Origin of the sequence: Micromonospora sp. DT228 (assembly GCF_049841595.1) — a bacterium.
Classification (GTDB): Bacteria; Actinomycetota; Actinomycetes; order Mycobacteriales; family Micromonosporaceae; genus Micromonospora.
Genome location: NZ_JBNCKO010000010.1, coordinates 203,642 through 228,501, shown reverse-complemented (window position 1 = coordinate 228,501; position 24,860 = coordinate 203,642). Strand labels below are relative to the sequence as shown.

General features: G+C 72.7%; 25 protein-coding genes. 8 read left to right on the top strand and 17 right to left on the bottom strand.

Going from position 1 to position 24,860, the window contains the following annotated elements; translation table 11 throughout:
* Positions 1-31: 31 nt before the first annotated feature.
* The 6 genes from ACLQ29_RS21585 to ACLQ29_RS21560 all read right to left on the bottom strand — a co-directional run bounded on the left by ACLQ29_RS21585 (position 32) and on the right by ACLQ29_RS21560 (position 3,654).
* On the bottom strand, positions 32-694 hold the full coding sequence (locus tag ACLQ29_RS21585; RefSeq protein WP_425773298.1) for a uridine kinase: 663 nt from the start codon (positions 692-694) through the stop codon (positions 32-34).
* A 41-nt stretch (positions 695-735) separates the two neighbouring features.
* On the bottom strand, positions 736-1,341 hold the full coding sequence (locus ACLQ29_RS21580; RefSeq protein WP_425773297.1) for a winged helix-turn-helix domain-containing protein: 606 nt from the start codon (positions 1,339-1,341) through the stop codon (positions 736-738).
* Between the two features lie 248 nt (positions 1,342-1,589).
* Positions 1,590-2,126, bottom strand: coding sequence for a winged helix-turn-helix domain-containing protein (locus ACLQ29_RS21575; protein WP_425773296.1), 537 nt, complete (start codon positions 2,124-2,126; stop codon positions 1,590-1,592).
* 50 nt (positions 2,127-2,176) lie between these two features.
* Entirely contained in the window at positions 2,177-2,665 is a 489-nt protein-coding gene (locus ACLQ29_RS21570; protein WP_425773295.1) for a rhodanese-like domain-containing protein, read from the bottom strand.
* A gap of 46 nt (positions 2,666-2,711) precedes the next feature.
* Entirely contained in the window at positions 2,712-3,167 is a 456-nt protein-coding gene (locus tag ACLQ29_RS21565) for a cysteine dioxygenase (RefSeq protein ID WP_425773294.1), read from the bottom strand.
* A gap of 109 nt (positions 3,168-3,276) precedes the next feature.
* The gene (locus tag ACLQ29_RS21560; protein ID WP_425773293.1) at positions 3,277-3,654 is read right to left on the bottom strand and encodes a signal peptidase I; all 378 of its coding nucleotides are present in this window, start codon (positions 3,652-3,654) and stop codon (positions 3,277-3,279) included.
* Between the two features lie 227 nt (positions 3,655-3,881).
* Here ACLQ29_RS21560 and ACLQ29_RS21555 point away from each other — a divergent pair, with 227 nt between their 5' ends.
* Both ACLQ29_RS21555 and ACLQ29_RS21550 read left to right on the top strand, forming a co-directional pair.
* Positions 3,882-4,274, top strand: coding sequence for an ankyrin repeat domain-containing protein (locus ACLQ29_RS21555; RefSeq protein WP_425773292.1), 393 nt, complete (start codon positions 3,882-3,884; stop codon positions 4,272-4,274).
* 32 nt (positions 4,275-4,306) lie between these two features.
* Positions 4,307-5,257 (top strand): DUF3500 domain-containing protein, encoded by a 951-nt coding sequence (locus tag ACLQ29_RS21550; RefSeq protein ID WP_425773291.1) that lies wholly within the window; start codon positions 4,307-4,309, stop codon positions 5,255-5,257.
* Positions 5,258-5,371: 114 nt separating this feature from the next.
* Here the strand turns inward: ACLQ29_RS21550 and ACLQ29_RS21545 are convergent, their stop codons facing one another.
* From ACLQ29_RS21545 to ACLQ29_RS21510, 8 genes are all read right to left on the bottom strand, one after another.
* Positions 5,372-6,130: a class I SAM-dependent methyltransferase gene (locus tag ACLQ29_RS21545; protein WP_425773290.1), complete on the bottom strand. Its 759-nt coding sequence runs from the start codon at positions 6,128-6,130 to the stop codon at positions 5,372-5,374.
* A 324-nt stretch (positions 6,131-6,454) separates the two neighbouring features.
* On the bottom strand, positions 6,455-6,649 hold the full coding sequence (locus ACLQ29_RS21540; RefSeq protein ID WP_425773289.1) for a DNA-binding protein: 195 nt from the start codon (positions 6,647-6,649) through the stop codon (positions 6,455-6,457).
* Between the two features lie 85 nt (positions 6,650-6,734).
* Positions 6,735-7,226: a DUF2231 domain-containing protein gene (locus tag ACLQ29_RS21535; protein ID WP_425773288.1), complete on the bottom strand. Its 492-nt coding sequence runs from the start codon at positions 7,224-7,226 to the stop codon at positions 6,735-6,737.
* A gap of 318 nt (positions 7,227-7,544) precedes the next feature.
* Positions 7,545-8,285, bottom strand: coding sequence for a GAF and ANTAR domain-containing protein (locus tag ACLQ29_RS21530; protein ID WP_425773287.1), 741 nt, complete (start codon positions 8,283-8,285; stop codon positions 7,545-7,547).
* Positions 8,286-8,464: 179 nt separating this feature from the next.
* Entirely contained in the window at positions 8,465-10,756 is a 2,292-nt protein-coding gene (secA2, locus tag ACLQ29_RS21525) for an accessory Sec system translocase SecA2 (protein WP_425773286.1), read from the bottom strand.
* Positions 10,757-10,830: 74 nt separating this feature from the next.
* Positions 10,831-12,636, bottom strand: a complete 1,806-nt coding sequence (locus ACLQ29_RS21520) for an ABC transporter ATP-binding protein (RefSeq protein WP_425773285.1) — start codon at positions 12,634-12,636, stop codon at positions 10,831-10,833.
* A gap of 55 nt (positions 12,637-12,691) precedes the next feature.
* Entirely contained in the window at positions 12,692-13,780 is a 1,089-nt protein-coding gene (locus ACLQ29_RS21515) for a zinc-binding dehydrogenase (protein WP_425773284.1), read from the bottom strand.
* Positions 13,773-14,783 (bottom strand): Gfo/Idh/MocA family protein, encoded by a 1,011-nt coding sequence (locus ACLQ29_RS21510; protein ID WP_425773283.1) that lies wholly within the window; start codon positions 14,781-14,783, stop codon positions 13,773-13,775. The genes ACLQ29_RS21515 and ACLQ29_RS21510 overlap by 8 nt, the downstream gene beginning before the upstream one ends.
* Before the next feature lie 227 nt (positions 14,784-15,010).
* Here ACLQ29_RS21510 and ACLQ29_RS21505 point away from each other — a divergent pair, with 227 nt between their 5' ends.
* From ACLQ29_RS21505 to ctaD, 5 genes are all read left to right on the top strand, one after another.
* Positions 15,011-15,994 (top strand): glucosyl-3-phosphoglycerate synthase, encoded by a 984-nt coding sequence (locus tag ACLQ29_RS21505; RefSeq protein ID WP_425773347.1) that lies wholly within the window; start codon positions 15,011-15,013, stop codon positions 15,992-15,994.
* Positions 15,995-16,127: 133 nt separating this feature from the next.
* Positions 16,128-17,285: a glycosyltransferase gene (locus tag ACLQ29_RS21500; RefSeq protein WP_425773282.1), complete on the top strand. Its 1,158-nt coding sequence runs from the start codon at positions 16,128-16,130 to the stop codon at positions 17,283-17,285.
* Between the two features lie 144 nt (positions 17,286-17,429).
* Positions 17,430-17,888 (top strand): DUF4383 domain-containing protein, encoded by a 459-nt coding sequence (locus ACLQ29_RS21495; RefSeq protein WP_425773281.1) that lies wholly within the window; start codon positions 17,430-17,432, stop codon positions 17,886-17,888.
* 111 nt (positions 17,889-17,999) lie between these two features.
* Complete coding sequence (locus ACLQ29_RS21490; protein ID WP_425773280.1) at positions 18,000-18,728, top strand: STAS domain-containing protein; 729 nt, start codon at positions 18,000-18,002, stop codon at positions 18,726-18,728.
* A gap of 124 nt (positions 18,729-18,852) precedes the next feature.
* Complete coding sequence (gene ctaD / locus ACLQ29_RS21485) at positions 18,853-20,844, top strand: cytochrome c oxidase subunit I (protein ID WP_425773279.1); 1,992 nt, start codon at positions 18,853-18,855, stop codon at positions 20,842-20,844.
* Between the two features lie 117 nt (positions 20,845-20,961).
* Here the strand turns inward: ctaD and ACLQ29_RS21480 are convergent, their stop codons facing one another.
* Both ACLQ29_RS21480 and ACLQ29_RS21475 read right to left on the bottom strand, forming a co-directional pair.
* Positions 20,962-22,107 (bottom strand): SigB/SigF/SigG family RNA polymerase sigma factor, encoded by a 1,146-nt coding sequence (locus ACLQ29_RS21480; protein ID WP_425773278.1) that lies wholly within the window; start codon positions 22,105-22,107, stop codon positions 20,962-20,964.
* Positions 22,108-22,330: 223 nt separating this feature from the next.
* Positions 22,331-23,773, bottom strand: coding sequence for a hypothetical protein (locus tag ACLQ29_RS21475; RefSeq protein WP_425773277.1), 1,443 nt, complete (start codon positions 23,771-23,773; stop codon positions 22,331-22,333).
* A 270-nt stretch (positions 23,774-24,043) separates the two neighbouring features.
* Between ACLQ29_RS21475 and ACLQ29_RS21470 the strand changes: the two genes are divergently transcribed.
* Complete coding sequence (locus tag ACLQ29_RS21470; RefSeq protein WP_425773276.1) at positions 24,044-24,283, top strand: CDGSH iron-sulfur domain-containing protein; 240 nt, start codon at positions 24,044-24,046, stop codon at positions 24,281-24,283.
* A gap of 64 nt (positions 24,284-24,347) precedes the next feature.
* On the opposite strand, the gene ACLQ29_RS21465 is transcribed toward ACLQ29_RS21470, so the two are convergent.
* Positions 24,348-24,821, bottom strand: a complete 474-nt coding sequence (locus ACLQ29_RS21465; RefSeq protein ID WP_425773275.1) for an NUDIX hydrolase — start codon at positions 24,819-24,821, stop codon at positions 24,348-24,350.
* Positions 24,822-24,860: the final 39 nt, after the last annotated feature.

Here is a 24,860-nt window from a genome sequence, read left to right as displayed (position 1 = left end):
GCCGCGCAAACCGAGGATTTCTCGGCGGTTTTCAGGCGTCGCCGTGGGCCTCCACGAGCGCCGGGTGGCGGGGGTCGTCGGCCCGTACCACCACGTCGGCGAAGCTCGCCGGAACGACCTCCTCGGCGTACCTGTCGAAGGCCGGCAGCGCCCACGCCTGTGTGGCTTCGGTACGCCGGCGCAGCGCCGCCGAGGACAGCTGCAGGTGGACGGTGACGTCGAAGGGCAGGCTGCCGCCGAGCAGCAGCGGGCCGCTGACCAGGACGACGCCTCCGGGCGGCAGGTGGACGTAGCGGGCGCGGCTGGCCCGGTCGGCGTCGGCGTCCCAGAGCGACGGGAGCAGCCGGCCGGTGCCGCCCGGACCGGCCGGGTCGAGCACCTCACGGCGGAGCCCGACCTCGTCGACCCAGTTCTCGTAGAAGGAGTCCGGGTTGGTGCGGCCCAACTCGAAGCGCAGCGACGCGGGGCGGAGGAAGTCGGTGGCGCGGACGTGCAGCACCGGACGACCCCGGGCACGCAGCGGGTCGACGAGCGCGGCGGCCAGGTTGTCGGCGCCGGCAGCGGGGGCGCCGTCCACCGCCACCCGCAGGCGCGCGGGCCCGGTGGTGTCGGTCGCGGCGCGGGTCGCGGCGTCGGCCAGCCGGCCGGTCAGCTCGTCGACGAGCAGGTCGGGCGAGATGGGGCGGATGCGCACCGGACCATCCTGCCCCGCGCCGGGCGGGTCGGTGACGCCGGTCAGCCGGTGCGGTCGACGGTGACCCGGGCGTCGTCGGCCAACCGGTAACCCACGCCGTAGACGGTGGTGACAAGTGGCACGTCCACCCCGACCTTGCCGCGCAGCCGACGCACGTGCACGTCGACGGTGCGCACGCCGGCGTGCTCGTAGCCCCAGACGGCGTTGAGCAGTTGCAGCCTGGTGAACACCCGGCGCGGGTGGGCGACCAGGTGCAGCAGCAGGTCGAACTCCAGTCGGGTCAGCGGCAGCGGCTCGTCGTCGCGCAGCACTGAGCGGGACGACGCGAGGATGTGCAGCGCCGGGATGGTCGGGCTGAGCGCCCGGGTCGGCGACCTGTTGGTGGGGGCCTGGTCGGGGCGGCGTTCGGCCGGGACGGCCCCGATGATCACGCCCTCGCCCCGTTCCAGCATCTCGCTGGCGGCTTCGAGCAGTCGGCGTGCCGCCGGGGTCAGCGACTCCTCACAGGCCAGCGGGATGGACAGCGTCACGGTGAGCACGGGCGCGGCGGTGTTCGCCGGGCGACGCTGGCCGCCGGGAGGTCGACCGGGCACCGGAGGTTGGGACGTATGCCATCCGGCGCGCGACGAGGCAGGGCTGACCGACATGGTCCTCCTTGGGCTGATCCGGGTATCTCCCCACGGCCCGGGACGCCGCTTCATCGATGTTTCCCGGCGCTTGGGCGAGGGTCAAGAGGCGGCCGCGTTGCATGACTGTGACAATTGACTTACACATAGGAGCCAGGTGCTCGCTCTGCGTGTGAGGTCAGATGATTACAGCAGAGCCCACGCGATGCCCCGATACGGGGGTCCCCGTCCTGTTCAACGGGGCGTTCACCGGACCGCCGGAGCGGGGCTCAGCGGTTGTGGTCCACGCTGATCCGCGCGTCGTCGGCCAGCCGGTAGCCGACCCCGTAGACCGTGGTGATCAGCTCCGCTCCGGGCAGCTTGGCGCGCAGCCGGCGGACGTGTACGTCCACGGTCCGGGCCACCGCGTGCTCGTAACCCCAGACGCTGGACAACAGCTGCAGGCGGGTGAAGACCCGGCGCGGGCGCTCGGCCAGGAACAGCAGCAGCTCGTACTCGATGCGGGTCAGCGGAACGACCCGGCCGCCGCGGCGAACCAGCCGCGAGCCGGCCAGGATGTCGACGTGGTCCGGCTCGGCGATGACCGGACTCGGCGCCGGTCGCGGCCCCGGCGCGACATTCTCGACGGTACGCAGCTCCCCCTCCCCCGACTCGGCCAGCTCACCGAGCAACTGCACGAGCCGGGCCAGCCGCGGGCTCAGCGGCCCGGGGACGAGGTCGAGGGTGATGGTCAGGGTCGGGGCGGTGCGCGGCCGCGTGGGGCGCAGCCCGGGGTGACGGCGCGTGGGGATGGCGACGACGGACATGGTGCCTCCTGAGTGGCGGTACGCCCGCCACGCCGGGTACGGCGTGGCGGTCAGTGGCGGGCTCGCCCGGTGTTGACCGGGGGCGCGAGAGGGGTGGTGCGGTGCAGCGGGGTCGGCCCGAGGGCCGGCAGGCCGGCGATCCGCCAGGCGGCGAACCCACCCGCCACGTCGGTGGCCCGGTGCAGGCCGATGTCCTGCAGGGCGGCGGCGGCCAGCGACGAGGTGTAGCCCTCCTGGCAGAGGACCACCACCGGCACGTCGTAGTCGACAGCCTGTGGCAGGCGGGCCGGACAGCGCGGGTCGAAGCGCCACTCCAGCACGTTGCGCTCGACCACGAGCGAGCCCGGCACCATGCCGTGCGCGGCCCGCTGCGCGGCCGGCCGGATGTCGACGAGCAGCGCTCCGGCCCGGTACGCCAGGTGCGCCCGCTCCGGGTCCAGCCGGTCGAGGCGGGCACGCGCGGCGCCCAGGATCTCGTCGATGCCCCGAGAGCCCGGCGGCGGCACGGGGGCCGGGCGGTGCTCGGCGGTTAGCTGCATTATGGGTTCCCTCCGGTGACAGGTATGGATCGTGGCTGGCCGGCGGTCACCAGGACCGGCCGGCCTCGGCGACCTCGGCGACCCGCAGCCGTCCGTCGATCAGGTGATAGCGGGTCATCCGCAGCAGCGCCGGCCGGTAGACGTGCACGCTGACCGCCGGCACCGACCCCCGGTTGGTCACCTGGTGCACGTGTCGGGGGCCGAAGCGGCGACCGGTGCCGGCGGGCAGTAGCCGTGGGCGCAGCCGACCGTCGCTGATCGTCTCCTCGGTGAGCGCGCCGTCGACGACCCGGAACGCCCCGGCGGAGCCGCCGTGGTCGTGCAGGTCGGTGCCCTGCCCGGGCAGCCAACTCAGCGCCCACACCTCGTGGTCGTCGCCGGCGTCGAGGCGCGCGTACCAGCGCTCGGCGGGGTCGAAGCGCAGCGCGACCGGCCAGCCGGCCGGGTCGGCCCACCGGGCGGCGACGGTGCGCAGGTCGGGCTCCGGGCGGCGGTGCGTCATGGCGGTTCCTCGCGGGTCGTTCGGCGGGGTGCCCTCGTACTCTAGACGGTAAAGCCTATAGGTTTAGTAGGTAATACCGCCTGGTGGGACGCCGGTCCACCTCCGACGATCAGCGCAGCACCGGAGGATCCACCCGGTAACCGGGCAGGGAGGGCCACCGCACGGTCAGCACCACCGACGCGCGCTCGGCGAACCAGGAGTGGTCCACCCCGCGAGCCCACACCACGTAGTCGCCGGGCGCGGCCAGCCGTACCGTCCGGTCCGGCAACTCCACCCGGAAACACCCCTCGACGAGGACGAGCAGGGTGGTACGCCGCTCGCCGGTGGCCCACCGCGCCCGGGCCTGCCCGGGCGGATGCACGCCCCACTTCACCTCGACCTCGGTGCTGTGCCGGATCTCCCCCGGCGGCACGAAGTGCCCCAGCAGCCAACCGGCGTCGGCGGCACCGTCGACACCCGCGTTGCCCACGTAGACCGTCTCCGCCATCGGACCCTCCCCAGCACGCCGGCCGAGCAACCTATCAGGACCACGGCGACCAAGGCCTGTTTCATGAGGGCGGTCGAGCCGAGGCGGTGTCCGGGCGGCGATCCGGCAAGGCGCGGTTTCGTTCGGATACCGGTGTCGTATCCGGGCGAAACCGCAACGCCGCCGGTCGTCGTCCGGGCCCGCCGCAGGCCGGCCAGTTCTTATGAAACGTGCCTTAGCCTGAACCGGTGACCGACCACCTCGACGCCGAGACGCTGGCGTTCGCCCACCGGATGTTCGACCTGGCCCGGGCCGGCTCCACCGAGGAGCTGGCCACGCAACTGGACGCCGGCCTGCCCGTCAACCTCACCAACGACAAGGGCGACACGCTGCTGATCCTGGCCGCGTACCACGCCCACCCGGACACGGTGGCCGCCCTGCTCAGTCGCGGCGCCGACCACTCCCGGGCCAACGACCGGGGTCAGACCGCGCTGGCCGCCGCGGTCTTCCGCAGCAGCACCGAGGCGGTCCGCGCGCTCCTCGCCGCCGGTGCCGACCCGGCCCACGGTAACCCGTCGGCCCTGGACACCGCGGCGTTCTTCGACCTGCCAGAGATGACGCGGCTGCTGCGCGCCGGCTGACAGCGATGCCGACCGGCCGGTATACAGGGTCGGTGGAAGATCCTCTGCCCGAGCAGATGCGCACCGCCGGCACCGCGCTGCTGGCCGCGCTCGACCCCGCCGCCCGCGACAGCGCCGTGCACCCGTTCGACGACGAGTCGGCCCGACGCTGGCTGGAATACCGGCCCCGGCCCCGACCCGGCGTCTGTCTCGCCGCGCTCGACGTCGCCGGCCGCAAGGCCGCGCACCGGCTGCTGGCCACCGCGCTCAGCCCCTCGGCGTACGCGCAGGCGATGGCGATCTTCTCCCTGGAGGAGGTGCTCGACCGGGCCGAGGACTGGCAGCGCGGGCGGCACAGCGGCGACTACTGGGTGGCCGTCTTCGGCGATCCGGCGCGCGACGACCGCTGGGCGTGGCGGCTGGAAGGACACCACCTGTCGGTCACCATGACGGTGGTGGACGACCAGGTCTCCCCCACACCGATCTTCTTCGGCGCCAACCCGGCCGCGGTCCGGTACGCCGGCCGCCCGGTCTCCCGGCCGCTGGGCGTCGAGGAGGACCTGGCCCGGGCACTGCTCGACGCCCTCGGGCCGGCCGAGCGGGGCGCCGCGATCATCGCCGACGAGGCCCCGGCGGACATCATCAGCGCCACCCGTGGACGGGTCGACGGGCCGCTGGAACCACTCGGCGTGCCGGCCGACCGGTTGGGGCCGACCGGCCGCGCGTTGCTCGACCAGGTGGTCGCGGTCTACCTGGACCGGCTGCCACCCGAACTGGCCATCCGCGAGGCGGCCCGACTGGACGCCGGCCACCTGCACTTCGCCTGGGCCGGCCCCACGACCCCCGGACAGCGGCACTACTACCGCGTACAGGGCGACGACCTGCTGATCGAGTACGACAACACAAGTGCCGACGGCAACCACGCGCACACCGTGCTGCGCCGCCCCGCCAGCGACTTCGGCGCCGACATCCTGGCCACCCACCACCAAACCCACAAACACTAACCCCACCCCCGCACCCCCCAACTGGCGTCGATCATGGAGTTGTGGTGGATGGCTTGCCCCGGTGCGCGGCTTCTGTTCGGCACCACAACTCCATGATCGACGGCGCTTGGGGGGTCAGGGGCGGGTCGCTTCGATGAGGAAGCGCTGGGCGTGAGCCACGAAGGGGCCCTCGCTGGCGATGCGGTCGTGCAGGGCGCGCAGTTGGTCGCGGTAGCGGTCGACGGTGAACCCGGGCACCGTCCAGATCACCTTGCGCAGAAACCACACCACCGCCCCGACATCGGCGAAGGTCGCGCGCAGGGTGGCCCGACGCAGATCCACCACCCGCAGGCCGGCGGCCTCGGCAGCGGCAACCGCGTGCTCGGGGTGCCGCAGGGCCGGCGGCGGCAGCGGGCCGAGGATCGCCTCACTCAACTCCCGCATGGTGCCCGCCCCGATCTGCTGCGACAGGAACGTGCCGCCGGGTCGCAGCACCCGCGCCGTCTGCGCCCAGTCGGTACGCACCGGGTGCCGGCTGACCACCAGGTCGAAGGAGGCGTCGCGAAACGGCAACGGCCCCTGCTGAGCGACCGCCACCACCGTGGCGCCCACCCGGCGCAGCGTCCGCCGGGCAACGTCCACGTTCGGCGGCCAGCCCTCGGTGGCCGCCAGCAGCCTCGGTGGACGCGGTACCTCGGCGAGCACTTCCCCACCGCCGGTGTCCACGTCCAGTGCCGCGTCGGCGCGCGCCATGCGGTCAGCGACCAGCCGCGCGTACCCCCAGGGTGGACGCTCCTCGGTGGCCCGGCCGGCAAGCCACCCGAACCCCCAGCCGTCGACCGGCGCGGCCGCACCCTGCGCGATCAAATCCTCGGCATCATCCTTGACGTTCACGGCGACCAGCCTCGCCGGCCGGCCACGCGGCCGGCAACCCAATTGCTCACGGCCCGGCAGTGCAGGCCCAGCCGGACCGGGCAGGTTCAGCGGTCGCTACGCAGCCGCAGCGGGCTGCGGCGATGGCGGCCTTGCGGAAGCCGGACGGAGGCCGGGCAGGCTCAGCGGTCACGACCCAGCCGCAGCGGGCGACGGCGATGGCGGCCTTGCGGAAGCCGGACGGACGGAGGCCGGGCCGGCGCGGGCTATGTCTCTCGATCGCGGCGGGCCGGCGGTCGCGCGGCGTTGGCGGGCGTCACGGGTGTCGACTGGCAGGAGCGGGCCTCAGCCGAGCCCGAGGTTGTGCTCTGCGAGGGCGGCCTGGAGGATGCCGAGCGCCTTCGGCCCCATGCCGTGCAGCTTGGCCAGGTCCGACCGGGGGACGCCGACGAGCTGGCGCAGGGTGGTGTAGCCGGCACCGTGCAGGGCACGCGTCGCGGGCGCGCCGATCTTCGGAAGTGTGTCCAGCGGCGAGGTCATTCGCGGATGATAATGACCAGCTCCGACACGGCCGGCTCGGCGCGGCGGGCCTCGATCCGGTCAGGTGCGGCAGGCCCCGATCCGATCAGGGGCGTGGGCGGGTCATCTTCACCGTGGAGCCGGCGAGCGTGTCCAGGCCGCCGGCCTCGGCGCGGCCGGTGTCGAACTGGCGCATCAGCTGGGCGCCCAGGTGCACGCCGACCCCACCGACAGCCAACGCGACCAGCTCGGTAATCAGGATCGCGGCTGACGCGCCGCGCTGCGGGGAGTGCGACCGGACCAGGCAGGTGAGGAGGAACATGGCGGCCATCGCGGTGTTGACCAGGTTGAAGGCGACCGCGGTGCGGCGGGTGCGGTCACCCGGTACGTCCCACAGGTCGACCATGCCGGCCACCGCGGTCAGCGCCGCGGCGACGAGGGCGGCGACGGCCGTCCAGTAGCCGACCTCACCCAGGAACGCCGGCCCGCCGAGAACGTCGATGAGGTCGAAGACGACGGCGCTCACGAAGAGCCCGAGCGGGAACGTCACAAGCATCGGTTGGATCGGGTGGCCGCGCACCCGTAGTCGACTCTGCATCGGTCCTCCCCCGGGTCGGCGCACCGCACCTGACCCAGAGTGCTACCTGAGAGCACGCACCGTGAAACGATGCCGCCCGACTCGCCGCTGGCAGGGAGAACGGGCATCCGTGGCCCACCCCGACGGGACCGAAACGGGTGATCGACTCGGGCTCCGGGAAACCGGCCCATCGACGAGCCCCGAACATCCCGCCGTCAAGGAACCCGAGTCGATCAGCGCCCGCAAGCAGACGACGGGCAGCAGCCCGCAACCGGGCGGCAGACGACGGGCAGCAGCCGGCAACCGGGCGGACGGCCGCAGCAAGCGGGCGGTGGGCGGTCAGGTGTCGCGCTGGCGGGATACCGTTCGGATCAGTCGCTCGGCCACCTCGCGCAGCGGGATGTCCAAGGACGACGCGGCGGTACGCAGCACCTCCAGGGCCTCGACCGGTGGGCACCCGCGCTGCGTCATGATCACGCCGATGGCCTGGCCCACCACCCCGTCCTGGAGCAGCGCGGCGTCCCGTTCCCCGGCGAGAGCGGTTTGTCGGCCGCGGTCGCGGACGGCGGCCAGCAGCAGGCCGGCGTGTTCGGCGAGCAGCATCGCGGTCAACTGGTGCTGTGGAGTGAGCACGTTTGGCGAACCCGCGTAGAGGTTGATCGCCCCGATCACCTGGTCGTCGATGTCGACCGGGGCCGAGATCACCCCGTGGACGCCGAGGTCGCGGGCGCGCGCCGTCCAGACCGGCCAGCGCCGCTCACCGGCCAGGTCGACGGCGAGGATCATCTCCCGGCGGTGGATCGCGCTCATCGCCGGCGAGTCCGGCCCGTGCCGCAGGTCGTCCAGGCCGGCCAGCCGCTCGTCGGAGGCGGCCACGCCGGCCGGTTCGCCGGCACGCAGGGCGGTGAACCCGCACCAGCGCACACCGGCCACCGCGTCCCGGGTGACCCGGACCAACGCCAGCAACGCCTCGTCGAAGTCGGTAAGCGCGATCAGGCCGGCGGTCAGCTCCCGCAACAGGGCGGCGGTTTCCAGGACGCCGAGACTCTGCACCACCGGCTCCCGCGTGTCGAGGTTCACCGGTTCGCAGCCTCCGTGCACCCTCGCGCCTGCCCAGCGGGCATCGTCACCTGTGTCATCGTCTGCTCTCTTCCGCCTCAACCGATCAGTGCTACTACCCGGCGAAACCAGGGTCGAAACGACGCAAATCGGAGCCCCTGCCACCCGGACACGCGGCGACAGGGGCCCGACTGCGGACGTCAGCGCGAGGCGCCACTGAGTCGCCGACCGATCGAGGCGATCAACCGGTCGAGTTCCGAACCGAACGGGTTGTCGTGCACCAGGTAGGTCCAGGTGGCGGTGGGCCGGACCAGGGTGCCGTCGTCGGGCTGCCAGTCCTCGTCGAATTCGGTCTCGTTGAAGGTGGCGATGGTGCGGGCCTCGATCTCCGGGACGAGGTCGTTGAACGCCGGCACGGCGGCCCGGTGGAACTCGTCGAGCGGGTCGAGCCGGCCCAGCGCGCGCAGGTGCACGCCCTCGCGGACCTCCGACAGCTCGGCCAGGTGCTCGGCCCAGAGCCGGTCCAGGTGGTAGAGCGCGATCGACCGGGCCGCCTTGGCCAGCAGGTCCTCGTCCATCTCGCCGGCCTTCTCGGGCTCCTTCTCCAGCAACATCACCGCGGCCACGTCGCTGGTCAGCAGCCGCTCCCGCCGTGCGGCGAGGGCCTTGCGCTGCTGCTCGATCACCACGCTGTAGCGCCAGGTGTTGCGGTGGATCTCGTGGTTGACGCCCTCGGCGACCCGCTGGGCGTGCTCCACCGCGTAGTCCACCTGCTCGTCGGTGACCAGGCCGTCGGCGTTCATCCGCGGCGACGGCGGAACCGCGTCGGCGGCGTGCCGGACGACCAGGTCGTCCTCCAGGCTGACGAGGAAGACCGAGCCGCCCGGGTCGCCCTGCCGGCCGGCCCGACCGCGCAGCTGGTCGTCCACCCGGCGGCTGTCGTGTCGGCCGCTGCCGATCACGTAGAGCCCACCCAGCTCGGTAACCCGCTCCTGGTCGCTCTGGTCGCTGCCGCCGAGCCGGATGTCGACGCCGCGGCCGGCCATCTGGGTGGAGACGGTCACCGCACCGTACGCGCCGGCCTCGGCGATGATCGCCGCTTCCTCGTCGTCGTTCTTGGCGTTCAGCACCACGCAGGGCACCCCGGCCGCGTTGAGCCCGGCGGCCAGGCTCTCGGACTCCTTGACGTCAAGCGTGCCGATCAGCATCGGACGCCCCTTGGCGTGCCAGCGCTGGATCTCGTCGATCAGCGCCTCGTCCCGCTCCGCCCGGGTGGCGTAGATGCGGTCCGGCTCGTCCTCGCGGATGCACGGGGTGTTCGGCGGGATCACCGCGACCTCGAGGTCGAAGAACTCCCGCAACTGGTCGCCGACCAGCACGGCCGTGGCGGTCATGCCGCAGACCTTCGGGTAGAGCGCGATGTACGCCTGCACGGCGATCGTGCCGAGCACCTCGCCCTCGGCGGTGGCGTCCAGGCCCTCCTTGGCCTCGACCGCGGCCTGGAGCCCGTCCGGCCAGCGGCGGCGCTGGGCCACCCGGCCGCGCATCTCGTCGACCAGCTCGACCGAACCGTCCCGGACGATGTAATCCACGTCACGGTTGAGCAGGGCGTGCGCGTGCAGCGCCACGTGGACCGCGGAGAGCTGGGTGACGTGCTCCTCGTCGTACAGGTCGATGCCGAGCTTGGCCTCGACGGCGGCCAGGCCGGCGGAGGTGAACGCCACGCTGCGCCCGTCCTCGGCGACCGTGTAGTGCTTGCCCTTGCGCAGCCCGCGGACCAGCGCGGCGGCGGCGTGCACCGGGTCCTGCTCGCCCGGCACCGCGCCGGCGAGGACCATCGGCACCCGGGCCTCGTCGATCATGATCGAGTCGGCCTCGTCGACGATGGCGGTGCTCAGCGCCGGCTGCACCCGGTCGTCGACGTCGGTGACGAGCTGGTCGCGCAGATAGTCGAAGCCGGCCTCGCTGACCGAGACGTAGGTGACGTCGCAGGCGTAGGCGTCGCGCCGCTCCTGCGGGGTGGAGGCCTCGTTGACCCAGCCAACGGTGAGGCCGAGCAGGGTGTAGACCGGCTCCATCCACTGGGCGTCGCGGCGGGCCAGGTAGTCGTTGATGGTGAGTACGTGCACCGGCCCGTTGCCGAGCCGGACGTGCCCGTACGCGGCGATCGTGGCGGTCAGCGTCTTGCCCTCACCGGTGGCCATCTCGGCGACCTTGCCGGAGAGCAGCGCCATCGCGCCGAGCAACTGCACGTCGTACGGCCGCTGGTCGAGGCCCCGGCGGGCGGCCTCGCGGCCGACGGCGCAGATCGCCTCGTAACCGACGGCGGCACCCGCGGCCTCGGTCAACTCGGCGTCGTCGAGCGCGGCCAGGTCATCCTCGCGCGCCTCGATCGCCGGCAGCAGCTTCTCCAGCGGAGCAAGATCCACGGTCGAGCCGGGGCGCTGGAGGAACCGCCGGAACTTACTCTTGAACCGTTGCGACACACCCATGAGCGGCAACGGTACGCGATTCGAAGCGGCTTGCGCGGCCCGGCCGCCGGCAAGTTGACTCCGATCCGACGGTGTCAGCCGACGAGCAGCTGATGGGCGGCGAATTCCCGGTAGAGCGGGTCGGTGGCGGCCAGCTCGGCGTGGGTGCCGACGGCCACCACCCGACCGCCGTCGAGGACGACGATCTGGTCGGCGTCGACCACGGTGGCGAGCCGGTGCGCCACGATCAACAGGGTGCGACGGACGGCCACCGCGTCGATGGCGCGGCGCAGCGCGACCTCGTTGCGCGAGTCGAGGTTGCTCGTCGGCTCGTCGAGCAGCAGCACCGGCGGGCTGGCGAGCAGCGCGCGGGCGATGGCCAGCCGCTGCCGCTCACCCCCGGAGAGCAGCACCCCGCCCTCGCCCACCTGGACGTCCAGGCCCTCGGCGGTGCGGTCCGCCAGGTGGCTCAGGTTGACCTCGTCGAGGACCCCGCGCAACCTGTCGTCGGTGGCGTCGGGGGTGGTGATCAGGAGGTTCTCCCGCAGCGTGCCGGCCAGCACGGGGGCCTCCTGCTCCACGTAGCCGAGCCGGGCGCGCAGCGCGTCGCGGGGCAGGTCCCGCACGTCGCTGCCGTCGATCCGGACCGCCCCGGCGCTCACCTCGTAGAAGCGCTCGACGAGCGCGAGCAGCGTCGACTTGCCGGCGCCCGAGGGCCCGACCAGCGCGGTACGGGTGCCGGCGGGCACCGCGAAGCTGACCTCGCGCAGCACCGGCTCGCCGCCCGGGTAGCCGAACCCCACCCGATCGAACTCGATCATGGGGGCGGGGACGCGCGGGGTCGCCGTCACGACGGCCGACGCCGGCCGGTCCGCCGCGCCCTCCGCCGGCACGGCCAGGATCTCCTCGATCCGTTGCAGGGCGCCCAGGCCGGACTGCAACTGGGTGTACGCCCGCAGCACCTGGGCCAGCGGCAGGGCCAGGAAGAACAGGTACATGACGAAAGCGACCAGGTCACCCACGGTGATCGCCCCGGCGGCCACCCGAGCGCCGCCGATGGCGAGCACCAGCAGGAACGCCCCCTGCACGGTGAGCGAGCCGATCGGCCCGACCAGCGACTGCACCCGGGCCACCCGCAGCCCCGCCACGTACGCCTCCCGGGCGCTGCCGGTGACGGTCTCCGTCTCCCGGGCCTCGGCCCGGCTGGCCCGGATGGTCCGGGCCGCCGAGATGGCCCGCTCCACCGCCGAGGTCATCTCGCCGATCCGCTCCTGGGCGGTGCGGGCCAACGCCCGGACCCGCCGGGCGAAGGTGGCCGCGAAGCCCAACCCGAGCCCCACCCCGAGCAGGGTCACGCCGAACAGCAGCGGGTCGAGCAGCACCATGGCGGTGCCGGCGCCGACCACCATCACCGTCCCGGTGACCGTCTCGAAGAGCCCGGCGGTGACGACCGCCCGCAGCAGGGTGGTGTCCGAGCCGACCCGGGAGAGCAGGTCACCGGTGCGCCGGCTGTCGTACTCGGCGATCGGCAACCGCAGCAGGTGCCCGGCCAGCCGCCGCCGGGTGCCCAGCACCAGCCCTTCGGCGGTGCGTTGCAGGAGATAGTCGCGCAGCCCGCCGATCGCCGCGGCGAGCACCACGAGGGACACCAGCACCGCCACCAGGTCGGAGACCGACTCATCGGCGCTGATCCGGTCGAGCACCGAGCGGGTGAGCAGCGGTTGGGCCAGCGACGCCGCCGCGCCGACGAGCGACAGCACGCCCACCACGACCAGGGTGCCGCGATGCTCCCGCAGGTACGGCAGCATCGCGGTCAGCCCGACCGGCCGGCCCCCGGCGGTGCCACCGGCTTGCCGGTCCGTCGAGGTGCCACCGGCCGGCCGGTGCGTCGAGGCGCTCATCCCGCGAACGGTAACCGGCCCGGTCACCCCGCGGTGCCCGGTCCGGCGCGGCCGCTCAGGTGGAGAGCACCACCTGTAGCTCCTGGCGGCGACGCTCGGCCAGGTCGTTCAGCAGGGTCGGCGCCTCGTCGAACGGCACCACAGCGGAGACGACGTGCTTACGGATCACGTCTCCGTAGGCGCGGAGCAGATCGACGGTCTCGGCGGAGAGCCGCTCCCGGTCCCAGGTGGGGGCGAGTCCGCGCGGCACCCGGCCGATCTGCGCGCAGCGCAGCGACAGGCCGTTGTGGTGGAACTCCTCACCGAGCCGGACCGCGTCCGCCCCGCCCTGGTAGAAGGCGAGGTCGATGACGGTGCCCTGGGGCCGCAGCAGCCGCAGGGCGAGCTGCAACGCCCACGCCTGCCCCCGGCACTGGAACACCACGTCGGCGCCCCGGTCGCCGGCGGTGTGCGCCCACCGGGTCTTGAGCACGACCGCCGGGTCGTCCGCGTCCGGGTCGAGGGTGTCCAGACCGAGCGCCTCGGCGATCTGCCGGCGGTGCGGGGTGGGGTCGAGCACCACCACCGAGGCAGCGCCGTTGCGTCGGGCGAACAGCGCCGTCAGCAGCGCCACGACTCCCGCACCGACCACGGCGACCCGCCGGCCGCGTACCCCGTCGCCGAGCGCGCGCACGTCGACGCCGTGCAGGTCGGCGGCGGCGTGCAGCAGGCCGTTGGCGCAGATCGGGCCCATGTGCGCGACGTAGACGCCGAGCAGCGGGTCCAGGTCGTCGGGCAGCTCCACGAACCGCTCGGCGACCGGGTCGGCCAGCCAGCCGGTGCGGTGCCCGTAGGTCATCGCGCCGACCGTGCCCACCGCGACCGCCGGGGTCTCGCTCTCCACCACCCGGCCGACCTGCATGTAACCCAGTCGGGTCACCGGGTACGGCGTGCTCGCCGCTCCCGGTTGGAACAGCCCCAGGTCGGCGTTCCAGGTGACGTTGAGGTAGGGGTTTGTGCCCTTGACGTAGCTCAGCTCGGTGCCGGCCGAGACGCCGCTGAACAGCGTCTCGACCCGGAACGTGCCGGGGCGCAGCGGGGCGGCGTCCTGCTCCACCAGTTCCACGCGGCCCGGGCCGGTGACCACCACGACCGTGTCACGCATCGACGGTCACCCCCGTGCCGAGGGCCGCCGGCAGGCCCGGGGCGGTGAGTCGGACGGTCGCGCCGGTACGGGCCGAGTCGGCCACCGCGAGGGCCAGCCGTTGGGTGGCCAGCGCCTCGGCGTACGGGACGCGTACGTCGTCGCCGACGCCCCGGACGGCGTCGACGAAGGCGCGGTCCACCGCCACCCGGGCGGCGTCCGGGTCGGCGGGGATGTGTCGTTCCCCGTCGGCGTCCCGGATCGACAGGCCGTCCTCGCCCAGCGCCAGGGCCAGCCCGTCGGCGAGGATCTCCAACCCGGCGCGGTGCTTCCAGCCCAGCACGCAGGCGGCGCTGAGCGTGCCGACCGCGCCGTCGGCGAAGCGCAGGGCGGCGGTGGTCACCGAGTCGATGTCGGCGCCGTCGACAGGCGGCGGGGTGCCGTTGCCGTACGCGGTGACCTCGGTGACCTCCCCGGCCAGCACGCGGATCAGGTCGAGCACGTGCGCGGCCTGTTCGACCACCGGGCCACCGGAGCGGTCCCGCCGCGACCACCACGCCACCGGGGGCACCTTGTCCAGCCAGGCGCCGCTGACCATCCGCACCGGACGGTCGGCGAGCAGGTCGCGGGCCTCGTCGAGCACCGTCAGGTAACGCCAGTGGTGGCCGACGGCGGTACGCAGCCCGCTGCGGGCGACCAGGTCGGCGATCCGCTCGGCGGTGATCAGGTCGACCGATACTGGTTTTTCCACGAACATCGGCACGCCGGCCTCGATCACGGCTTCCTCCGCCGGACCGTGCGCGAACGGCGGCACACAGATGTAGACCGCGTCCGGGCCGGTGGCCAGCACCTCGGCGACGTCGGCGCAGGCTCGCCCGCCGTGCCGCCCGACCAGCGCGGAGGCCGCCTCCGGTGTGACGTCGGTGACAGCTACCAGCTCGACGTCGTCGAAGCCGGCCAGCACCCGCGCGTGCCGTTGTGCCACTCCGCCGGCTCCGACCAGACCCACCCGGCATACACGCATTCGACATCCCTTCGAAGACCTTTCATCCTGCGCCGGGAGCAGTCCCCTGGGGTGCGCGCAATCAAACGTTCATCACCTGGGAACGCTGACATGTCACCTTTGTGATCAAGCTGTTGCCAGGAAAGCGGTTAGAGCGTGATGCCGAATGGGAACAACTACTTTCGGTTTTTCCACGCACGAACGGAGGGGTGCCCGTGCGGGATACGACAGCGAACGTGTCACCGGTGGTGGAGGCCTGGGCCACGTACCGGACGACGTCGGCGGCGGACTGGCCGGCACGTCGGCTGCTGCGGGCCAAGGGAGCGACGCGGGTCAGTGTGGTGTTGCCGGCCCGCAACGAGGAGGCCACCGTCGGCGCGATCGTGTCGACCATCCGGGAGCACCTGATGGATCGGGTCGCCCTGGTCGACGAGTTGATCGTGGTGGATTCACGGTCGACCGACCGGACCGCGCAGGTGGCCCGCGCCGCCGGCGCGGAGGTGGTCAGTCAGGACGCGATGACCCGGGGGCTGCCCCGGCTGGCCGGCAAGGGCGACGCGCTCTGGGCCGGGTTGGCCGCCGCCGAGGGTGACGTGGTGGCATTCATCGACGCCGATCTGCGGGAGTTTCGCCCGCACTTCGTCAGCGGGCTGCTCGGCCCGCTGCTGACCGACCCGTCGGTCGATTTCGTGAAGGGCTTCTACCACCGCCCGCTCGTGGGCGCCGCCAACGTGGAGCAGGACGGCGGGGGCCGGGTGACCGAGCTGATGGCCCGGCCGCTGCTCAACCTGTTCTGGCCCGAGCTGGCCGGCTTCGTGCAGCCGCTCGCCGGGGAGTACGCGGGCCGCCGGGACGTCCTGGCCCGGGTGCCGTTCGTCTCCGGGTACGGGGTGGAGACGGCCATGATGATCGACCTGCTCGACCTGGTCGGCCTGGACGCGATGGCGCAGGTCGACCTCGGTGAGCGCAAGCACCGGCACCAGGACACGGCTGCCCTCGGCCGGATGTCCGCGCAGATCATGCTGACCGCCTGGTCCCGGTTGCAGCGGCGCGGCTGGGCGACCCCCGGGCTGACACCGGAGGCGTTGCTGACCCAGTTCCGTCGCGGTGGCTCCGACACGCTGCCCAACCTCGACCGCGAGATCGTGGTCAGCGACGTGTCCATCGAGGAGCGCCCACCACTGGCCGAGCTGAGCCACCGGGTGCCCCGTCGCCGGGTGGCCGCCGCGTGAGCGCGAGGACTGAGCCGATCGCGCGAGCCCCGCAGTCGCGGACCGGAGGCACCGTGAGCGCGAGGACTGAGCCGATCGCGCGAGCCCCGCAGTCGCGGACCGGAGGCACAGCCGCCGGGAAGGGACGGGCACGATGAGCCTGACCGTGCTGATGAACGCCGGCCCGTGGCTGTCCGTGCCGCCACCCGGTTACGGCGGCATCGAGAACGTGATCGCCACGCTGGTGCCGGAGCTGCGGCGACTCGGCGTACGGGTGGTGCTCGCCTCGGTGGGCAGCAGCACCCTGCCGGTGGACGAACAGGTGTCGGTCTTCGCCGACGGGCAGTTCGCCGCGTTGCAGCGGCCGTACAACCAGGTCTGCGGGATCGCCCAGGCGCACCTGGCCGGGGTGGTACGGGAGCTGCACTCCCGCGACGACATCGACCTGGTGCACGACCACGTGGAGGCGGTCGGGCTGGCCACTCTCGCCGCGATGGGACCGGCCGGCCCGCCGACCCTGCACACTCTGCACTGGGACCTGGCGAAGCATCCGGCGCTCTACGGCGCTCTGGACGGCGGCGACCGGGTCCGGGTCAACGGCGTCTCCGCGTCGCAGCTGGCCCGCGCGCCGCTGGCGTTGCGGGAGCACTCGGTGGGCCACGTGCACCTGTCCACCCCGCTCGCCGTCGACGCCGACCGACGGCCCCGACCGGAGAAGGGCGAGCACCTGCTCATCCTGGGCCGGATCAACCCGGGCAAGGGGCAGGACGTGGGGGCCCGACTCGCGCACCGCGTCGGCTTCCCGCTGGTCCTGGCGGGGCCGGTCGGCCCGTATCATCGGCCCGCCGATCTCGCCGCGGCCGGCGACGAGGCCCGGCAGAACCCGGACGTGCGCTTCTTCCTCGACGAGGTGGCGCCTCACGTCGACGGCGACCTGGTCCGCTGGGTCGGCACCGTGGCCGGTCAGGAGCGGGACGACCTGCTCGCCAGCGCCCGCGCGTCGCTGTTCCCGCTGCGCTGGGAGGAGCCGGGCGGCACGGCGGTCGTCGAGTCGCTGGCCCTGGGCACGCCTGTGGTGGCCACCGCCCGGGGCTGCCTGCCGGAGCTGATCGAGCACGGCCGTACCGGGCTGCTCACCACCGACGAGGAGGAGCTGGGCGACCTCGTACTCGGAGCCGGCCTGCTCGACCCCGACGAGTGCCGGCGGGTCGCCGCGCAGCGGTTCACTCCCGCGGTGATGGCGCAGCGCTACGTCGAGCTGTACGAGCGGGTCCGCCAGCTGGCCACCGCACCGAGGCTGCTCCCCGCCTGACCGCCGACCCGGCCCGACCAGCGACCCGGCCCGACCAGCGACCCGGCCCGACCAGCGGCGCGACCGGACCGGTGGCGCGGTTTGGCGGTGGCGGCAGCGGGTAGCCCCGCAGCCTCATGCCCGCCGCGCAGCGAGGAGCCGGTGATGGTCGGACCGATGGCGCACTCCCGGGCGCGCTCCAACCCGGCCGACGGCAGGCCGCCGGTGCGTCGCGCCGCGGCGTCGGCGGGGGTGCTGTTCCTGCTCGTCGGGGCGCTCGGCTTCGTGCCGGGGATCACCAGCGGCATGGACGCCCTACGCTTCGCCGGCCACGGCTCGGGCGCGTACCTGTTCGGCGTCTTCCAGGTGTCGGTGCTGCACAACCTCGTACACCTGGCTTTCGGGGTGGCCGGTCTGGTGCTGGCCCGCACGGTCAGCGGCGCCCGGACGTTCCTGATCGGCGGCGGCGCCGTCTACCTGGTGTTGTGGTTGTACGGGCTGGCGGTGGACCACGACACCGGGGCGAACGTCCTACCGGTCAACGACGCCGACGGCTGGCTGCACCTCGGGCTCGGCGCCGGCCTGATCGCGCTGGGGATCGGCACCGGCCGGCACCGTTCGTGACCTGCCCGTTTCGCGGCGTGACCTGGCTCGCCTCGCGGCCGATCCCGTTTGGCGCGGGACGGCGTCGGGTAGTTGGCAGATCCCGACCCATGCAGCGAATCGAGGGCGCCGATGTCCAGCCGGATCACCTGCGACGTGCGCACCACGGCACCGGTGGCGGTCGTCCGGCTCAGTGGCGCACTGGACCTGGGCACCATGCGCAAGGTGCACCAGGCGCTCAACGGCGCTCTCGTCGAACAGACGGAGGCGCTCGTGGTCGACATGGCCGAGGTCGACGTTCGCGACCGGCTGGCGCTGTCGGTCTTCGCCGCGACCGCGCGCCGGGCCGAAGAGTGGCCGTCCGTGCCGGTCGTGCTCTGCTCCCCGACGCCGGTGGCCGCGCGGTGGCTGGCCGAGTCGACCACCTGCCGGGTGGTCCCGACGTCGCCGGACTGCGCCGAGGCGACGCGGCTGGCCGGCACGACGTCCACGCTGCGGATGCGGGCCCGGCTGGAGCCGGTGGCCGGGGCCTGCCGGCGGGCCCGGGACCTGGTGACCGACGCGTGTGCGCGGTGGAACCTGCCGGACGCGTCCGGCCCGGCCGCGCTGGTGCTCAGCGAACTGGTCGGCAACGTGGTCCGGCACGCCGGCACGCCGATGCAGGTGACGGTGACCCTGCGCCGGCCGTACCTGCACCTCGCCGTGGTGGACGGCAGCAGCGCCCAGGCCCGGGCGGGCGGGACGGATCTGCACGCCGAGGGTGGGCGGGGCCTGCTGCTGGTACGGGAGCTGACCCAGCGCTGGGGCAGCGTGCCGGCCGGTCCGGGCAAGGCCGTCTGGGCGATGCTGCCGGCGACCTGAGCGTTCGAGGTGCTCGCGCCGGTACTGGCGATCTGACCGAAATTCCCGCTCTGGGCTGGTTACATGGTGCAAGGGTCGGGTAGGCACGCCCGTCCTTTCTGCCGTCACGACGGGGTGAGCAGCCATGCCCAAGCGGGTAACCACGGAACCCGGTCGCGATCGGGGCCCGGCGATCCTGGCGCCGGCCCGCTTCGGGGGGTTCCCCGGAGCGGTACGAGCACCGGTCCCCGGCAGCTCGTTGATCAAATTTCTCGCGACCACCGACCACAAACAGATCGGCCTGCTGTATCTGCTGACGTCCTTCGGGTTCTTCCTGCTGGCCGGGCTGCAGGCGATGCTGATGCGCGCCGAGCTGGCCCGCCCGGGGATGCAGTTCCTCTCCTCCGAGCAGTACAACCAGCTCTTCACCTCGCACGGCGCGGTGATGCTGCTGCTGTTCGCCACGCCGGCGGCGTTCGGGTTCGCCAACTTCATCGTGCCGATCCAGATCGGCGCGCCGGACGTGTCGTTCCCCCGCCTCAACGCGCTGGCCTACTGGCTGTACCTGTTCGGTGGGCTGATGGTGGTCGGCGGGTTCCTCGCCCCCGGCGGCTCGGCGGACTTCGGGTGGACCGCGTACAACCCGCTGAGCAGCGTCGAGAACAGCCCCGGGGTGGGCGCGAACATGTGGGTGCTCGGCCTGGTCATCTCCGGGCTCGGCACCATCCTCGGCGCGGTCAACCTGATCACCACGATCCTCACCCTGCGCGCGCCCGGCATGACCATGTTCCGGATGCCGATCTTCACCTGGAACATGCTGTTCACGAGCGTGCTGGTGATCCTCGTCTTCCCGCTGCTGGCCGCCGCGCTGCTGGCGCTCTCCGCCGACCGGCTGCTCAACGCGCACGTGTACGACGCGGCCACCGGCGGCCCGATGCTCTGGCAACACCTGTTCTGGTTCTTCGGCCACCCCGAGGTCTACATCATCGCGTTGCCGTTCTTCGGCATCATCACCGAGATCATCCCGGTCTTCTCCCGCAAGCCGCTCTTCGGCTACACCGGCATCGTGCTGGCCACCATCGCCATCACCGTGCTGTCCATGACGGTCTGGGCGCACCACATGTTCGCCACCGGCCAGGTGCTGCTGCCGTTCTTCAGCATCCTGAGCTACCTGATCGCCGTGCCCACCGGTGTGAAGTTCTTCAACTGGATCGGCACCATGTGGAAGGGCCAGCTCACCTTCGAGACGCCGATGCTGTTCGCCATCGGCTTCCTGGTCACCTTCCTGCTCGGCGGCCTCACCGGGGTGCTGCTGGCCAGCCCGCCGGTCGACTGGCACACCCACGACAGCTACTTCGTGGTCGCGCACTTCCACTACGTGGTCTTCGGCACCGTGGTCTTCGCCCTCTTCGGCGGCTACTACTTCTGGTGGCCCAAGATGACCGGACGACTGCTCGACGAGCGGCTCGGCAAGGCGCACTTCTGGACGATGTTCATCGGCTTCCACGGCACCTTCCTGGTGCACCACTGGCTGGGCAGCGAGGGCATGCCGCGCCGGTACGCCGACTACCTGCCCAGCGACGGCTTCACCACGCTGAACACGGTCTCCAGCATCTTCGCGTTCATCCTCGGCCTGTCCACGTTGTTCTTCATCTACAACGCGTGGAAGTCCTGGCGGTACGGGGCGGTGGTGACGGTCGACGACCCGTGGGGCTTCGGCAACTCCCTCGAATGGGCGACAAGCTGCCCGCCGCCGCTGCGCAACTTCGACCGGATGCCCCGGATCCGCTCCGAGCGCCCCGCCTTCGACCTGAAGTACGGCCCGCTCGTCGCCGATCTGGGCCGGGACCTGCCGCAGCGCACCACGAAGCCGCCGCAGCACTTCGCCGAGGAGCTGCGGACGGAGCACCACACGCCGGAGTCGCCGGCCGCCGAGGGCGCGCACGGCGCCCGGGAGGCGACCGACTTCCAGCCGGCGCCGCGGTCCGGTGCCCGGCCGGTGGACGTGCCGGAGCCCGAGGGCGTCCGTCGGCCGAGCTTCGAGCAGAGCGACGCGCCCAAGGACGCCGACGACGCGCCGAAGCCGCACGAACGCTGGCGGCACCCGCACAGCGACGGCAACCCCGAAGACCACTGATCGGCGTACGCGCGCAGGGCCGACACCCGGTGGTGTCGGCCCTCGTCGTGTCGGTCGGTGTGTGCGCGCCGCCCCGATCTCGCGGGACGGGAGTAAGCACCGGCCAGGGGCGGTGGCTCAGTCCCGGACGGGAGCCAGGCCGGCGGCGGTGAGCGAGCGGCGTACCGCGGGTTGGACCCGGGTCAGCCGCAGCGGCACGCCGGTCCGCTCCGCGGCGTCGCGCCCCGCCATCAGCGCGGCGATCCCCCCGGCGTCGAACCCACCCGCGCCGACCAGGTCGACGACCACCTCGCTGGGTTGGCCGGTGACCGCCTCCAGCATGGCCCGGCGCAACTGGTCCGCGCCGTCGCGGTCGATCTCGCCGCCGACCTCGACCACCACGCGGTCGCCGTTCTGCTTCACCGAGATGCGGGTCTTGCCCGGGTCGGGTTCGGCGGCGCCGTTCTGCCAGGGCGGCGGCGCGTCGGCGAGCATCGCCTGACGCAGCCAGGTCAGCGCCCGCGACAGCAGCCGGGACACGTGCATCTGCGAGATGCCGAACCGGGCGGCGATCTCGGCCTGGGTCTGGTTGCCGTAGAAGCGCATCGCCAGGATGCGCCGCTCACGCCAGGGCAGTCGGTGCAGCAGGCCGCTCACCGTGACCCGGTCGTCGACCGACTCCAGGGCGTTGTCCGACTCGCCGACCAGGTCGCCGAACTCCGCGGAGCTCTCACCACCCACCGGGGCGTTGAGCGAGGCCGGGCTGTAGCCGGCCGCCGACTCCAGCGCGGCGAGGATCTCCTCCTGCGGTGTCTCCAGTCGGGCCGACAGTTCGGCCACCGACGGCGCCCGGGACAGTTCGCTTGTCAGCGCGGCGGTGGCCTGTCCGACCTCGAGGATCAGGTCCCGCAGTCGGCGGGGCACGTGCACGCCCCAGGTGCGGTCCCGGAAATGGCGTTTGATCTCCCCCACGATGGTGATCGCGGCGTACGCCGTGAACGAGCCCCGTTCCGGGTCATACCTGTCGACGGCGTTGACCAGCCCCAGCCGGGCCACCTGTTCCAGGTCCTCCAGCGGCTCACCACGACCCCGGTACCGGCGGGCCAGCCGCCCGGCGAACGGCAGCGCGAAGCGCACCAGGTCGTCGCGTGCCTCCCCCCGCCGCTCCGGCGGAAGCCCGGCGATCCGGGCCGCGTACGCCAGTGCCGCCGCGTCGAGGTCCTCCAGACCTCGGTCGTTGGGTGGTGGTGGTGTGGTCGTGGTCGTGCTCGTCTGTCCGAACATCCGCGCCTCCCTCAGGAAGGTCCCCCGCCCGGATCGGGAAACCGGTCGTGCGCGTGGTCGAGCCACGCACCGGGCCGGAAAAGTGGGTAAGTGACTGGGATGCCAGCGGGCGACACCGCGTCTACGCAGCGCAATCAGGACGTCGCAGCCAGCGATGTTCCCGCTCCGTAGGTACTCAATCACGGGACCCCGGGTTCGCGAGGAAGTTTCGGCGTGCTCCGCCTCAGGAGACCAGCAACCCCTGGTGGCCCCCGCTGTCGCGGAGCACGGCCAGCGCCTCTGCGGCCCCCAGCGGGGGCGGCACGGGCAGGTCGTACGGCTGGGCCCGCAGCACCTCGGTGGCTCGGCGGGTCGGCACCGAGGTGACCGGGTAGCCCCGGGCGGCGGTCCGGTCCAACGCCCGACGGCGCCGCCCGAACCCGGCCACCGCCAGCCACTGCGGCAGCCCGGCCAGCGCCGGTGAGCGCATCCCGGGAGGCTCGGGCAGCACGTCCACGGAGGTGAACGCCTCACTGCCGGCCAGCCACCACTCGGCCTCGTCCACGCTGCGCCGGGTGGCGTTCTCACACCAGTACGGCACCAGCCCCGCCCGCACCACCTGCCACGGGTCGAGCAGCCGACCGCACTCCACCACCAACCGGTCACCGGTCTTGCCGGCGCCGCGCAGCCACCGCCGGTACAGGTCGGCCACGCCCGCGCTCAGTGCCCCCGGCCGGGGCGCCAACACCCGGTGCAGCGGGTGTTGGTGCTGGGCGGTCCAGTTCCGCACGGCCGGTTCGAAGCCCGGGTCGACGTCGTACTCGGCGTAGCCCGACGGGACGGAGACCGCCGGTGGCTCCCAGCGGGCCGCGTCGCCGCCGACGGAGCGCAGCACCTGCCGCAGCGCGTGGCTGTCCGGGTGGAAGTCGACCGGGTCCAGCCCGCTGGCCGGGCAGCCGACCTGGAAGCTGTGGCCGGGACCGCGCTCCAGCACCGGCCAGGTGCGCGCGTCACGGATCAGCAGCACGGGGGCGCCCGGGAGCAGCCGGTCGGCCAGAAACTGCGCGTACGCGGCCGGCAGGGCCCGCCACGCGGCGGTCAGCGACACCGTGGCCCCGGTCAGCGGGCCCCGGCTGGCCGGGCAGTGCACCTGGCGCAGGTGCAGGTCGGCGTTGCCGGCGAGCAGCCGGGCGGCGAGTGTCGCGCCGTGCGCGAGCGCGTCCGCCGGGCGGTCCACCGCGCCGTCGGACCAGTGCACGGACATCTCGAAGCCGGCCGGCAACCACGGCACGCCGAGGGCCACCGCGAGGTGTGCCGTCGCGCCGTGCGGCGAGCCGATCAGCACTCCGGGGTAGCGCCGGCGGGGATACTGGTCGACGAACCAGCGGGCCACCCGGGCGGCGTCCACCTCGTCGACCTGGGCCACGGTGAGCGCGACCCGACCGGCGGCGCGGGTGACCGCGGCGCGGCGTACCGGCTCCGGTGCGCCGGGGAAGCGCGAGGTCGGCCCGGTGTGCCCGAGGTCGGCACAGTCCACCCCGCGCAGCGCCCGGGCGGTGGCGGCGACCAACACCCGGGCGGCGCTGCCCTCGGCCACGACCCGGTCGCCGGCGAGACCGGCGCCATCGGCCGTGAGCCCCTTGTGCACCTTGTGCACCGGCCCCACCTTGCCTCGTTCGCTCACCACGCGGCCCGGCTTCCCGTACCGATGGGGTTCAAACGGGGCATCACCCACCCGGCGGCACATTCCGCTGGTCAGCGGGGTGCGCCGGTCATCACCGCCGTTCGGCGACGATCGGCCGAGGACGGCGGGAGCGGGTCGGCCGAGGGCAGATCGACTCGGATTCCGTGACCTCGGGGTGTCCACCGGGGCGGGATAGCGCGGTTCCGCCAAACCCGGGTCGACCTCGACGGACGGCCCGGTTTCGCCGGCCGCAGGAGGGGCACTTCCGGGGCCATGCGCACCGACGACACAGGCGAATCAGCCGCCGCCACGATCACCCCGTACGAGGACGGACCGCTGCTGGTCCGCGGCGACTTCACGCTCGTCACCCCGGACGGCGAGCACATCGACGCGCGCCGGGGCACAGTGGCGTTGTGCAGGTGCGGCAGGTCGGCGCTCAAGCCGTTCTGCGACGGCACCCACAAGGCGATCAACTTCCGCGCCGGCACCGATCGCGACGGTAGACCCGCCTAAAGACCCATTACCGAGGGAGACCACAGAAAACCACCGGGCCACGACGCGGAAGGACGTCAACGCCTCACAGTCGCGGCAGGACCATCGGCAGGGACCGTTCCACGAAGCTCGTGATCTGCATCGTCGGCCGCCGCTTCTCCAGGTCAGCCGGACTGAAGTGCTCAACCCTCTCCACTTCGTGCCACTCGATCTTCAATGGCCCGTCATAGAACCCCAGGAATACGCCGACCATCTCTCGATCCGGAGCGGAATAGAACTTTCCGAGGAATTCGAGAGATACTTCGATGCCCAACTCCTCCTTGAGTTCTCGTCGCGCACCCTCTTCATAGCCCTCCCCACTCACTAGGTGCCCGGCCGCTGAGCCAGACCAGTAGAGGGGGTAGGCTTTCTTGTTCGAGGAACGCTGGTGCAGTAGCAATTCGCCCCGACTGTTGGCCAGCATTATGAATGCCACCCGGCAGATGAGGTTCTGCGTGCCGAATTCTTCCTTCGCGGCTCGACCGATTATTTCGTCCTGCTCGTTCACAACGTCACGCATGATCCACACTCCAGTTGGGCTAAGCCGAGGGGAGACGCC